This is a genomic window from Pseudomonas sp. AM8 (genome assembly GCF_036346475.1).
In the GTDB taxonomy this organism is placed as follows: Bacteria; Pseudomonadota; Gammaproteobacteria; order Pseudomonadales; family Pseudomonadaceae; genus Aquipseudomonas; species Aquipseudomonas marginalis.
In genome coordinates, this window is the sequence record NZ_JAOTNX010000010.1 from 55037 (window position 1) to 69592 (window position 14556).

Genomic DNA, 14556 nt, shown 5'->3' on the forward strand with positions numbered 1-14556 from the left:
TTGAATATGGACGTTCGCCCTGTTACTGCCCTGAAAAGCCTGAGCCAACGCGGCCTGGCCCTGATCCTGGCCAACGCGTTGTTCTGGCAGCCGCTGCTGGCCCAGGCCGAGGGCATTGTGGTCAGCGGCCCCGGCACTACCCTCGGGCAGGCGGGCAACGGCGTTCCGGTGGTGAACATCGCCACGCCCAATGGCAGCGGGCTGTCCCATAACCAGTTCAAGGACTACAACGTCGGTCCCAACGGCGTGATCCTCAACAACGCCACGGGCATGGTGCAGAGCACGCAGCTGGGCGGGATCATCGTCGGCAACCCGAACCTCAAGGGCGGCGCTGCGAATGTCATCCTCAACGAAGTCAACGGCGGCAGCCCCAGCCAGTTGCGCGGCTACACCGAAGTGGCGGGGCAGTCCGCCAAGGTCATCGTGGCCAACCCGTATGGCGTGAGCTGTAACGGTTGCGGCTTTATCAATACCCCCAACGTCACCCTGACCACCGGCAAGCCGATTCTTGACCAGACCGGGCGCCTGGACCGCTACCAGGTGGATGGCGGTGCGGTGACCATCGACGGCCAGGGCTTGAACGCCAGCAACGTCGACCGCTTCGAGATCATTACCCGTTCGGCCAAGATCAACGCCAAGATCAATGCGCGCCAGCTCACCGTGATTGCCGGACGCAATGACGTCGACGCCCAAAGCCTGAAAACCACCGCGCGCGCCGACGACGGCAGCACCAAGCCGGAACTGGCCATCGACTCGTCGGCCCTGGGCGGCATGTATGCCGGTGCGATCAAACTGGTGGGCACCGAAGCCGGCGTGGGTGTGAAGCTCGACGGCACACTGGCAGCCAGTGGTGGCGATATTCAGCTCGACGCCAACGGCCACCTGAGCATGGCCCAGGCCGCCGCCAGCGGTGCGGTGGACATTAAGGCCGCGAGCCTGGAGACCAAGGGCGCCGTGTACGCGGGCACCACCCTCAAGGCACAGACCAAGGGCACCCTGAAAAACAGCAAGACCCTCGCCGCCCGCGACAGCATCACACTGACCAGCAACGGCCAACTGACCAACAGCGGCATCGTCGAGGCCGGGGTCAACGCCGATAACACGCGCAACACCGTCGGCGACGTCAAGCTCGAGGCCCAGCACATCAGCAATACCGGCACGGTGATCGCCAATCGCGAGCTCGGCGCCACCGCCAATACCCTGGACAACCAGGGCGGTACCATGAACGCCAAGCAGGTGCTGAACGTCACCGCCGCCAGCGTCGACAACCGCAACAACGGTCGCCTGCTCAGCGACGGCACGCAGACCCTCACCGTCAGCGGCCTGCTGGACAACAGCCAGGGCGGCATCATCGACAGCACCGGTGCCTTCACCCTGCACGGCGATACCCTGGACAACAGCGCCGGCAGCCTCACCGGTGGCGGCGCAATCACCCTGGACCTGATCGGCGACCTGATCAATCGCAATGGCAAGCTGGCGAGTGCCGGCCCGTTGCTGATCCAGCGCGCCGCCCACGTTGACAACCAGGGAGGCAAGCTCGCCAGCCAAGGTTTGCTGACCCTGTTCGCCAACAGCATCGACAACCGCAACAACGGTACCCTGGTCGCCAACGATGGCCTGACCCTGACCACCAGCGGCCTGCTGCAAAACGGCGGCAACGGCCTGATCCACAGTGAAAAGTCCGGCGTGACCCTCACCGCCGGCACCCTCGACAACGACGGTGGCCGCATCGCCGCCAAAGCCGGTGATGCGCAGATCGACGCCACTGACTTCAACAACGGCAGCGGCGCGCTGTTTGCTCGGGATCGCGTGCACCTGACCGGTATGAATGTGGATAGCGGCGGCGAGATCGCCGGCAACCGGATCGACGTCAGCCTGACCGGGGCCCTGGTTAACCGTGGCCTGATCGAGAGCGCCACCGCCCTCGACGTCGACACTGCCAGCCTCACCAACAGCGGCCAGATGCGCGCCCTCGGCACCACCGGCAAGACCCGCTACGCCATCGGCGGCCTGCTCAACAACAGCGGTAGCCTCGAGACCGCCAACGACCAATTGAGCCTCGCCGCCACCCGCTTCCAGAACACCGGCGGCAAGGTATTGCACGTGGGCACGGGTGCACTCGACCTCAGCGGCATCAGCCTCGACGATGTCGGCGGCAGCCTGGTGACCAATGGCGACCTGATCCTCGATAAAGCCAACTGGACCAACAGCACCGCGATCCAGGCCGGGCGCCTGACCGTCAACGTCGATAACCTGCAACAGACCGCCACCGGCAAACTGCTCGGCATCCGCGCCCTGGTCGGCAGCGGCAAGGACTGGACCGTGGGCGGCAGCGTCGCCAGCCAGGGCAGCCTGGATCTTTCGGTGGACAACCTGCTCAACGACCACGGCCTGATCTTCAGTGGCGGCGACATGAACCTCAAGGTCGACCGCCTGAAAAACCTCGGCGCCGCGATCTACGCCATGGGCAACCTGCGTGTCGATCGCGACGGCCAGGGCGGCCTGGCCACCAGCATCATCAACAGCTCCGGGACGATCGAGAGTGAGCGCAACCTGATCCTGGCGGCCAGCACGATCCAGAACATCCGTACTGTGCTCACCACCGAGTCCGGCATCTACAGCGCCTCCATCACGCCCATCGCCTGTATCGACGGGGTGACCGGTGGCGACTGCGAAGGCGGCAAGCAGAACCGGCCGTTCCAGATTACCCAGCGTGATCACTTCATCGTCAGCGATGCCACGGCAGCGTCCAGCATTACCTCGGGCGGCAACATGCTGCTCACCGGCGGCGAGCTGCTCAACAGCAGCAGTAGCATCGCCGCCGGCGGCAACCTCACGGCCATCGTCAACCAACTCACCAACGTCGGCGTCGTGACCCACGATACCCAGTATGACCGCGTCTTTACCTCAGCCCGCGAGCGCAAGCCCGGAGGCTGGTACCGTGAAGCCGCGGCCTTCACTCAACGCTATTCGGCAGGCCAGGACATGACCGGCGTCGAAGCCGGCCTGGCGTCGTTCATTGGCAAGATGGAGAGCGAAAAGACCGACCTGCGCAAAACCACCCAGCTGATGGTGCCCGACCAGAGCTACGCCGCCGTGATCCAGGCCGGTGGCAGTGTGGACGTGAGAGCCCAGGTCGGCATCGACAACAGTGTCGTGCAAGGTGGCTACACCTACGTCGGCAGCGGCGCCAACACCAAGGCGCCGGGCTACTCGACTCTGGTCAGCCTCAACGCGCAACTGCCACCGGACGTTGCCCAGCAACAGGTCAACCCGCTGGGCCTGCCCGGCTTCGACCTGCCCACCGGCCAGAACGGCCTGTTCCACCTCAACGACAGCGATGGCGCCAAAGGCCTGCCCACCAGCCAGTTCGCGGCCAACCCGCACAAGTACCTGATCGAAACCAACCCGCTGCTCACCGACATGCGCCAGTTCATGAGCTCGGACTACATGCTGACCAAGCTGGGCTACGACCCCGACACCGCGCAACGTCGCCTGGGCGATGGCTTCTATGAACAACGCCTGATCCAGCAAGCCGTGCTCGCCCGCACCGGCCAGCGCTTCATCGATGGCCAGACCAGCGACGCCGACCTGTTCAAGCACCTGATGGACAACGCCATCAGCAGCAAAAACGCGCTGAATTTGTCCGTAGGCGTGAGCCTCACCGCCGAACAAGTCGCTGCCCTGACCCACGACATCGTGTGGCTGGAAAACGCCACCGTCGCCGGGCAACAAGTGCTGGTGCCGGTGCTGTACCTGGCCCAGGCGAATAACCGCCTGGCACCCAACGGTGCATTGATTTCCGGCACCGACGTCAACCTGATCACCGGCAGCCACCTCAACAACGCCGGCACCTTGCGCGCCACCGGCAACCTGCTGGCGAACGTCGGCAGCAACCTCACCAACAGTGGGTTGATGGAAGCCGGTGGTCGCCTCGACCTGCTCAGCGGCAACAACCTGACCAACCGCGCAGGCGGTGTGATCAGCGCGGGCAACGTCAACCTCGCCGCCGGCGCCGACCTGCTCAACGAACGCAGCGTCACCACCCACGAAAGCGCCAGCAGCTACCGCAGCGAACGCAGCGACTTCGTCGACAGCGCTGCGCGCATCGAATCGGCCAACGATCTGGCCATGCAGGCTGGCGGCAACATCAACAACGTCGGCGGCGTGCTCAAGAGCGGTGCCGATGCCACAGTCAAGGCGGCGGGCGACGTCAACATCACCGCCTCGAAAAGCCTCGACAGCGGCGCCATCGGCAACCGCTCCAGCTTCACCACCATCGCCCAGCAAGGCTCGGTGGTCGAGGCCGGCCGCGACCTGCATGTGATTGGCGGGCGCGACATCAGCGCCGTGGCCAGCCAGGTCAATGCCAAACGCGACGTCAACCTGATTGCCACCCGCGACCTCAACGCCATCGCGGCGGCCAACGAGCAGCACTCCACGACCAACACGAAAAAGGTCAAGAGCATCGAAGACCACGTGCAGCAAGTGTCCAGCGTGATCAAGGCCGGCGGCGACGCCACCCTGAGCGCCGGGCAGAACCTGCAACTGGTCGCCAGCCAGGTCAATGCCGGCAACGAGGCGTACCTGGTATCCGGCAAAAACCTCGAGCTCAAAGCCGCGCAAGACCAGGACTACAGCTTCTACAGCAAGACCAAGAAAACCTCCCAGGGCAAGAAATTCCGCCTGGATGAAACCGACGTCGTGAACAACGTCGGCAGCCTGGTCAGCGCGGGGACGAACAGCACCGTCGTCGCCGGTGCGGACCTGCTGCTGGCCGGCAGCGCCGTCACTGCCGAAAAAGGCGCTACGCAACTGGTGGCCGGCCAGGACGTGAACATCCTCGCCGTCAGCAACGCCGACAGCGCCCGCCACGAACGCAAGGAAAGCAAAAGCAGCTGGGGCGGCCTGAAGTCGAGCAAAGTCCAGGACAAAGTCGACGAAAAACGCACCACCGCCCTGGGCAGCATGGTCTCCGGCGAAACCGTCACCGTCGCCGCCAAACGCGACGCCACGGTCACCGGTTCCAACCTGGTCAGCACCGGCGACCTCGCCGTCCAGGCCGGCCGTGACCTGACCATCGACGCGGCGCAGAACACCTTCGCCCGCACCGACATGCACAAGGAAAAAAATCGCGACCTCACCGGCGTGCTGACCGGCAACAAGCTCGGTCTGGACGACATGACCGGCAACCAGAAGCTGTACATCAACAGCTCGAAGCACAACGGCACGGCCAATGAAATGACCTTGACCGGCAGCACGATTGGTTCGAGTGCGGGCAATGTGTCGTTGACGGCGGGGCGTGAGCTGAAGGTGGTGGCCAGTGATCTGGTGAGCACCAAGAACATGGAGTTGAGTGGGGCTGATGTCACCGTTACTTCGGGGATGGAGACGGCCAGTCAGACCAGTAAGGACAGTTCCAAGAGCTTGGCGGTTGGGCGAGTGATTGCGGGCACCGTGGTCGACACCGCCAACAGCATCCGCGACGCAGCCGAGGCGGCGCGCAGCTCCGACGATCCGCGCCTCAAGGCCGTGAAGATCGCTCAGGCGGCGCTGTCGATGTACAACCTGAATAACCAGGCGGGCGATCTCGCTAAACAAAGTACCGGCTTCAAGGACAAGACCGGTGGCTCTGCCGGCAACGGGTCACTGATCAAGATCGGTACCGAACTGGCCAACACCCGCACCAAAAGCAGCAGCGAATACACGGCGCAGGCCGCTCACCAGAGCAACCTCAACGCCGGGGGTAAACTGTCGATCATCGCCGCGGGCGATGCGCCGGGCACTGTGGGTGACTTGACGATTACCGGCAGTACGTTGAAAGCCGACAGCACGTTGCTGTCCGCGAAAAACAACATCCTGATGCAAAGCGCACAGAACACCACCGACCGCAAAAACGACGGTTCACGCAACAGGACCGCTATCGGTGCCAGCTTCAACATAGGCGAGCAAAACGGTTTCACCATCGACCTCGGTGCACAAACCGCCAAGAACCTTGGCTCGGGTGGCTCGGTTACCCAGGTCAACACCACTCTGGACACCGGCTCGCTGGTGCTGCGCAGCGGCCAGGACACCAGCCTGATCGGCGCGCAGGTACGCGCTGACCGTATCGATGCCACCATCGGCGGCAACCTCAACATTCTGTCGCGCCAAGACACCGAAACGTCCAAGAGCAAGCAGAACAGCGCAGGCTTCGGTGCGAGCATCTGCATTCCGCCGATCTGTTATGGCTCCCCGGTAACCGCGTCCGCGAACCTGGCGGCGTCGAAGATGAACAGCGACTACCAGGCGGTGACCGACCAGAGCGGCTTCTTTGCCGGTAAGGGTGGCTACACCATCGATGTGGCGAAAAACACCACCCTGCAAGGTGCGGTGATTGCCAGTGAAGCCACGGCCGACAAAAACCTGCTGCTCACCGATCGGCTGCTGGTCAGCGACATCAAGAATAAGAGCGAGATCAAGAGCCAATCGGCCGGCGTCAGCGTCTCCGGTTCCTACAGTGGCGGCGCGACTACCCTCACGCCGGGTGCCTTGTATGGAATGTCGCTGAACGATTCGGACCACAGCTACACGCGCAGTGCCGTCAGCGAAGGCACGATCGTGGTGCGCAACCCTGAAGGCGCGGGTGACCTGGTCGGCCTGAACCGCGACACCGCCAACGCCAACCAGCGTCTCGACAAGCCTGATGAAAAGGCCATGCAGGAACGCATGGATCTGATCAAGAGTTCGATGGAGTTGACCAAGGGCATTGGTGATGCGATTGCTGCGGCCAGGATCAGGGCCGCTGACGACCCTAACAGTGACGTCAACAAAGCCACGCGCCTGAAGTTGATTGATGAGGGTATCGCCAATCCGACACAGGCTCAGATCAGCCAGCGTGCCCAGCAGGATTATGGCGTTGGCAGCAGCTTCCAGAAGGCCAGCCAGGCAGTGACTGCCGTGGTGCAAGCGGCGATGGGTGGCAGCGTAGGTGGGGCGTTGGCGGGGGCGGCGGCGCCATATCTGGCAGAAACAATCAGGGACAGGACCAAGGGCGACCCTACAGCCAATCTGATGGCCCATGCGGTACTGGGTGCTGTGCTCGCCAAGGCTGGCGGTAACTCAGCACTCGCTGGTGCAGCCGGTGCTGTGGCGGCAGAGGAAACCGCACGTCTGATCAAAGAGAACCTGTATGGCGATGTCAGTAACGAGAACCTGACCCAGGCGCAAAAGCAGACGATCTCCAGCCTCGCGACCTTGGCGGGTGGCCTTTCAGGATCGTTGTCCGGCAAGGGCGCACTGGATGCGGTGGCAGCGGCTCAGGTTGGGAGGAATGCGGTTGAGAATAACTATCTCAGCGTGCCGGAAGCGACCCGTAAGTTTGTGCTTTCACGCAAGCAAATGCTGGGCACCATCACTGACAAAGAAAAAGATGAACTCGCGTATATAAACGTTATCGATAAAGATCGAGATGAAGCGATTCGCGATGCCTGCACTACCGGAAATTTGTCCAGTTCCGCTTGCGGTCGTTTGATCGAACCTGCACGTCAGGCTCTTGCGGAATACGAGGCTCCTGTCTCTGTCCGTCTGCTTTATAAAGAACTTTACCCGGCTGATGCAAAAAATGCCGAGGCTGCATTACGTGGCTTAGACGATGCCAGCATTCTCCACGACATCGTGATAACGGACCTTGCGAGCCGTTCTGAGAAAACGCGGGCGGAAGTTGAGCAACAGTATGATTTTGTCATGACGATGCATGCCATCACGGCGGCGATTGCTGGGGGGTACGGATTAAAAGGGTTAACGTCTACTACAAAAGTGCCTGCATCGACTTTGATTTCTGGAGAGGCCAAAGTTGTCGGAACCGGAAAATCAGCAGCAAACGACGCGAGCTTTAATGTTCCCAAAGGCTACACACAAGAAATTGATGGAACCGTGAACGGCCCCGGTGGTGGGACTTACAAACCTACCGGAACGCAGGACGCCAATGGCAATCAGGTGTTTCTGGCCGGTAATGGTAACTACTACACGTTGACCGAGGATAGAGCGACGCGAATTGTTTCTCCTAATCCGTCCGCCGGAATTGGAGCAACAGGGAAAATCGGGGAGGATGCCCTAAAACCATTGGGTGGTCAGTCTCAAGTTACCTTCCAAACGACCCAAGGCGTGCGTGTCGTCGACCAGCTAGCTCCAGGTGCTTTGGCTCATGAGTCCAAGGTTGGATACACTTCACTCGACGCCAATACAGCCCTTCAGGTGATGAAGGATACGGAGCTCCTGAGCCGCGGTATGGTTAATGGGGTAACATGGAATTTTTATAGGAGCCCCGTCACAGGACGCGTTGGACCTGCGCCAGCCCTTGAAAAAGCTTTGTCCGACGCGGGAATCAAAATTAAGGTGCATTGATTATGGAATTTACAACCGCCTATACGCCAGTCACAGATTTTTTTTCATCTATGAATTCGAAAGAGCTAAATAGTTTTTATGAACTCTTTATGCTTAATAAACCCTACTGTTTAGATGAGTTAATTCAAGCTGTTTGGCATACGCCGGGATATGAAAGCTGGAACGCGGATTTTTCCCCGGAATCTTTAGATGGTGTGGCTGAGTGGTTAGCTTCACGGATTTATAAAGAGCAACTGTCATCAACGGTTAACGAAACAGGAAATGATTCAATTGCCGGCACGGCTGATTTGAACACACCTGTTCTATCCGAAGAGGCAATGTCTTTGGCTGTTTTAGTTGGAATGTATTATGGTGAAGTGGCGGTTCGAAATAACCCTGAACTGAGCTGGAGTCAGTTAAAAGGTAATAAGAAACAGGCGGATTACGGGCAGCCTGTTATATCCGCATCTGGCTCGCTGCCTACCAATCCAGTAAGAGTTGCTCATGCATTCGCGTGCGCTATTGCTGATGGATCAAAGACATTAGGTCGGCTTCGAGAGACATATAACTATTGGATGCAATTAATAAAGGCTAAATAAGATGTGCAGTGACGTGCAAGTATTTCACTGTGTCGTTTGTCGTAACTGTGATTGCGCTATCCATTAGGGGGCAGGCCACGTTTTTGTTTGAATGCTTGTGGAGAAGCAAATCTGGAGGTGTTACGTTCTTTAACAATTGGCTTTTTTATTTCATTTGTCTGGGAAGTTTTTAAGCTGGGCGGTTTTTAAAATAACCGCCCATTTTATTTATGAAATTTTTGAGTTCAACTTCCGGCCAATCACATCCAGCAAATCACACCCATCTCGCAGCGGAATTGCCAGTAACAGCGCAAAATCGTGAAGCACAATCGCATCACTGCTGATCTCTTCCCGAAACGCGAGGTTCTCCAAAAACTGAGTCACCGCACGAATGCGATACGCGGCGGCATCATAGAGAACATCTAGGGGCGCTTGCGTGTCGATCACCAGCGCGGGGATGGTTGAGTCATGGCCTGTAAGCGGCATGTATCTATTCATAGGTAAAGCCTCGGTCGATGTAATGAAAGCTGTCACCTATCGTCGCCAAACGAATGGGTGACAGCTGTACGCAGGTTGGCGAACCGGGACCGAGTTCCGGCAGACCCGAAGGTCTCCCGCGCACAGCTGCCATAAAGCAGCGATGCGGGTACGGAAACCCCTGCAAGCAAGCAGAAAGCTTTCGCATACGGTCAACGGATCGCCAAATCCGATCGCCCTTTTGGACGACCGGCGGACTATAAGTCCTCAGCGTAAAAACACGCAAGGCATCAAAAGGCCAACGTCGCCCTGCGAGCCGGCGCCAACCTCAACGCCATCGCGGCAGCCAACGAGCAGCATTCGACCTACAACTCGAAAAAATCAAAAGCATCGAAGACCACGTCCAGCAAGTCTCCAGCGTGATCAAGGCCGGCGGCGACGCCACCCTGAGCGCCGGGCAGAACCTGCAACTGGTCGCCAGCCAGGTCAATGCCGGCAACGAGGCGTACCTGGTATCCGGCAAAAACCTCGAGCTCAAAGCCGCCGAAAACCAGGACTACAGCTTCTACAGCAAGACCAAGAAAACCTCCCAGGGCAAGAAATTCCGCCTGGATGAAACCGATGTGGTGAACAACGTTGGCAGCCTGGTCAGCGCGGGGACGAACAGCACAGTCGTCGCCGGTGCCGACCTGCTGCTGGCTGGGAGTGCCGTCACTGCTGAAAAAGGCGCTACGCAACTGGTGGCCGGCCAGGACGTGAACATCCTCGCCGTCAGCAACGCCGACAGCGCCCGCCACGAACGCAAGGAAAGCAAAAGCAGCTGGGGCGGCCTGAAGTCGAGCAAAGTCCAGGACAAAGTCGACGAAAAACGCACCACCGCCCTGGGCAGCATGGTCTCCGGCGAAACCGTCACCGTCGCCGCCAAACGCGACGCCACGGTCACCGGTTCCAACCTGGTCAGCACCGGCGACCTCGCCGTCCAGGCCGGCCGTGACCTGACCATCGACGCGGCGCAGAACACCTTCGCCCGCACCGACATGCACAAGGAAAAAAATCGCGACCTCACCGGCGTGCTGACCGGCAACAAGCTCGGTCTGGACGACATGACCGGCAACCAGAAGCTGTACATAAACAGCTCGAAGCACAACGGCACGGCCAATGAAATGACCTTGACCGGCAGCACGATTGGTTCGAGTGCGGGCAATGTGTCGTTGACGGCGGGGCGTGAGCTGAAGGTGGTGGCCAGTGATCTGGTGAGCACCAAGAACATGGAGTTGAGTGGGGCTGATGTCACCGTTACTTCGGGGATGGAGACGGCCAGTCAGACCAGTAAGGACAGTTCCAAGAGCTTGGCGGTTGGGCGGGTGATCGCGGGCTCGGTAGTGGACACCGCCACCAGCATGCGCGACGCCGTCAAAGCGGCCCGTAGCGCTGATGACCCACGACTCAAGGCAGTCAAAATCGCCCAGGCAGCCCTCGCCGCCTACAACCTGAATGGCCAGGCTTCGGACGCCAATGCGCAAAGCTCCGGCTTCAAAAACAAAACCGGCGGCACGCCCGGCAACGGTTCGCTGATCAAGATCGGTACTGAACTGGCCAATAACCGCAGCAAGAACAGCAGCGAATTCAACAGTGTCACCGCCAAGCAGAGCACGCTCAACGCAGGGCAAGACTTGTCGATCGTTGCCACGGGCGCAGCGGCGGGTACTCAGGGTGATATCCAGATCACCGGCAGCAGCTTGAAAGCCGCCAACACGTTGTTGTTAGCCAAAAACGATGTGTTGATGCAAAGCGCACAGAACACCACCGACCGCAAAAACGAAGGGTCGAAAAATAAAACCGCCATTGGCGCCAGCTTCAATATTGGCGAGCAAAACGGCTTCACCCTCGACCTCGGAGCGCAGGGTGCCAAGAACAATGGCAACGGTAACTCCGTCACTCAGGTCAATAGCACCCTCGATACAGGCAGCCTGTTGTTACAAAGCGGTGGCGATACCACCCTCAAAGGCGCCCAGGTTCGTGCGGACCGTATCAAGGCAGATATTGGCGGCAACCTCAATATCATCTCCCTCCAGGACACCGAGTCGTCGCGCAGCAAACAGAGCAGCGCAGGCTTCGGCGCCAGTATCTGCGTCCCTCCGTTCTGCTACGGCTCTACCGTAGCGGGCTCGGCGAACCTTGCCGCCGCGAATATGAACAGCGACTACAAGGGCGTGACCGACCAGAGCGGTTTGTATGCGGGCACGGGCGGCTACGACATCAATGTCGGCAAGACCACCACCCTGCAAGGCGCGGTGATTGCCAGTGAGGCGTCAGCTGATAAGAACCGGCTCAGCACGGATCGGCTGATCGTCAGCGATATCAAGAATGTCAGCGAGATCAAAAGTCAGTCTGCTGGTATTTCGGTGTCTTCCAGCAGTACCAGCGGTGCGTCGATGGGCGGCAGCATCCCGATAGCGCTCAAGGAGAAAGACCATAGCTACACCCGTAGCGCGGTCAGCGAAGGCACGATTGTGGTTCGCAATGCCGAAGGTGCCAATGACCTGGTGGGGTTGAATCGCGACACCGCCAACGCCAATCAGAAACTTGACCGGCCTGATGAAAAGGCCATGCAAGAGCGTATTGACCTGATCCAAAGCTCGGCGCAGTTGGCCAGTGGGGTGATCAGTGCGGTAGGCAGGGCGAAGGCCGATGAGGCCAAGAAGCTTGGGCAGGCGGCGAAGGAACAAGCAGACGCAGGCGCGCCTGGTGCTGCTGATACCGCCCGTGCCGCCGATCTGGCTTATTCGGAAGCCAAGCGTTGGCAGTTCGGCGGCGACAAGAAAATGATGGCCGATATCGCGACGGGACTGATCGCCGCGGGCCTTGGTGGCGCGCCCGTCGGTACGACAGTCGGTATCGTCGCCAATACTGCGTCTAGCGAGATCTTCAAGCGAGTGGGTGATTACGCTGAGGCGCAATCCCTGAACCCGAAATCGGACGCGGCCACCCGAGCCGCATGGGCAGAAGGTGGAGCAGCACGCGTCATGTTGCACGCGTTGGCAGGTGCCGCCATGGGGTTGTCCAGCGGCAGCGTGGAAAGTGGCGCGTTGGGGGCCGGTGCTTCCGCCGCCTTGATGCCCTCGATTGCAAAGGCGCTGGAAAACAGCAAATTATCTAAGGTCAGCCAGGAAAACATCACTGCGTTGGTTGCGACCGGGATCGGCGCTGGAGCAGGCGCCGGGAATGGCACCGGCGGCGCTGTTGTCGGGGCCGGGACCGGTTACGGCGTCGAAGTATTCAATCGACAACTTCACCTGACCCAAGAGGTGCCATTACTCAAGAAGAAAGCAGAAGAGTTAGAGAAAATTTGGCGCAAGCCGAAATCGGATGCCTCGTGGGAAGACTTGCTGCGTATGGCAGCAGGATCAAAGGTCGATGTCGTCGAAAACGCCCGTTTAGATGCGCTTGAAAAGAACTGGGGCAATGACCCGACGCGAGATTGGCTGGATCGTGATTTGGCGATTGCCAGAGGTGCGATTCAAGAATTGGCTGAACAGAAGATTCCATTAACGTGGAAAGACGGCACCGCAATTATTGCCAATGGTTCTGCAGTTTATGCGTTCAACTCCACCAAAGAGCAGTTTGTAGACACGAGCCTTTTTAATGGCTTGGGCGACGGCCTTTATGGCGAATTGAGCTCATTTGACAAATGGGTTCAATACGGTCGGGAGCAGGCAGATGCTCATGCGACAGAAATCATTAACGTCTCGACCAACGAAATGGCTTCAAAAGACGCGATGTCGAGGCTGTTGTTATTAGCTAGGAAATCGGCTGAACCGGTCACGGCGGTGGATGAGGCGGCCCTTTCGCTCACAGGTGTAGGCCTGGGAGCGAGGATTTCGGCGGCGATTGCCGCTGCCTTTGCGAAAAGGAAATTGGCGACGGAGGCGTCAGGTGAGCTTTTCGTCCTAGGGGCAAACGGCACAAAAACGACTGGGACGATTGCAGAGGGGGAACGCCTAGTCTACCTATCTAACTCCACCGCGCCGAGAATCAGGGATAGGCTTTCGGCGGCGGTTAGTGATGTTCGGACAGGGTTACCTCGAGAAGGAAACGTCGCATTTGCTGAAGTGGATGTTGGTGCGCTGTCATCAGAGACTATGGTGATGAAAGCTTATAGTCAGTTTGATAATAGGGTCGAGGAGTTTTTGCCGAAGCCTGGTGGTGATCTGAATTCGTGGATATTAAAACCTCAAGTTTCTACGTCTAAATATGTTGGAACGACTGAGGGGTATCTGCGAGACATGGATACAGAATTTAAAATTTTGGAAACTTTAGCTCAGCGTCTAGGTCCGAACTCACAAACTTCTGGGCGTATAAATTTGATTTCAGAGAAAATGGTTTGCCCAAGTTGTACTAATATTGTCAATCAGTTTCGCGAGCGGTATCCTAACATCCAGTTAAATATATTTACTGTGGAGAAGTAGTTATGGCGATCGATTTGGCTGTGGAAGAAATTTATCCGATAGTATCTAGGCTTTATGAAAAGGCTATATCACAGATTCGTCTTCGGCCAGAACAAGCCTTTGCTTATGTTCAAGATGAAGCGGGCTCTCTTTGCACGTCTGCTGATGTAGGTTTATTTGCAGTGTTGCAAACTGCAATATTTAGCGAGGGTATGAAGTATGGGTTAGAGTTATCTAGAGAAAGTCCTTATGCGGAGGATATGTTAGAGGGTTTGGCTAGGGCTTATGAAAAATGCTGCGCCGATGATTTAGCAGACGTGGGGCTAAAAGGGGAGAAACTGGCAGAAATGATCGATTGTATGGCACAGGTTAGGGAGAAATATCTTCTTCCTAGATAAGTTGGTGCAAAAGAACCTGCGAGCGGCTTGCCGTCTGGTGAAGCAAAGTTAGTCGGTAACGGTACACCAGCGGCTAATGATGCGAATTTACAGCAACATCCACATCAGAGGAAATCGGGGGCAGATCACATTTTTATAAAGTCCCCAAATAAGCGGGGCAATGTAAAACTGGTGTAGCAGAATTTAAGGTGGAAATATGGACCAAGAAGTAATTCAGTGCGAGCGCTCGGGCGTAAACCCGAAATGGCCCTCCTACAAAAGTGTGCTGGGTCGCATAGCCAAGGGGCCACA

5 protein-coding genes are annotated in these 14556 nt (G+C 58.4%); 4 read left to right on the forward strand and 1 reads right to left on the reverse strand.

Annotated features, from left to right (window positions below; translation table 11 throughout):
* Positions 1 to 6 precede the first annotated feature (6 nt).
* Positions 7 to 8385, forward strand: coding sequence for a two-partner secretion domain-containing protein (locus V3W40_RS22570; RefSeq protein WP_330215670.1), 8379 nt, complete (start codon positions 7 to 9; stop codon positions 8383 to 8385).
* 2 nt (positions 8386 to 8387) lie between these two features.
* The gene (locus V3W40_RS22575) at positions 8388 to 8963 is read left to right on the forward strand and encodes a hypothetical protein (protein WP_133822175.1); all 576 of its coding nucleotides are present in this window, start codon (positions 8388 to 8390) and stop codon (positions 8961 to 8963) included.
* Positions 8964 to 9170: 207 nt separating this feature from the next.
* Here V3W40_RS22575 and V3W40_RS22580 read toward each other — a convergent pair whose 3' ends face one another.
* Complete coding sequence (locus V3W40_RS22580; RefSeq protein WP_027608116.1) at positions 9171 to 9428, reverse strand: hypothetical protein; 258 nt, start codon at positions 9426 to 9428, stop codon at positions 9171 to 9173.
* Between the two features lie 410 nt (positions 9429 to 9838).
* Between V3W40_RS22580 and V3W40_RS22585 the strand changes: the two genes are divergently transcribed.
* Positions 9839 to 13888 carry a hemagglutinin repeat-containing protein gene (locus V3W40_RS22585; RefSeq protein ID WP_330215671.1) on the forward strand — a complete coding sequence of 1350 codons (4050 nt, stop codon included), beginning with the start codon at positions 9839 to 9841 and terminating at the stop codon, positions 13886 to 13888.
* Between the two features lie 2 nt (positions 13889 to 13890).
* Positions 13891 to 14265: a hypothetical protein gene (locus V3W40_RS22590; protein WP_065926295.1), complete on the forward strand. Its 375-nt coding sequence runs from the start codon at positions 13891 to 13893 to the stop codon at positions 14263 to 14265.
* Positions 14266 to 14556: the final 291 nt, after the last annotated feature.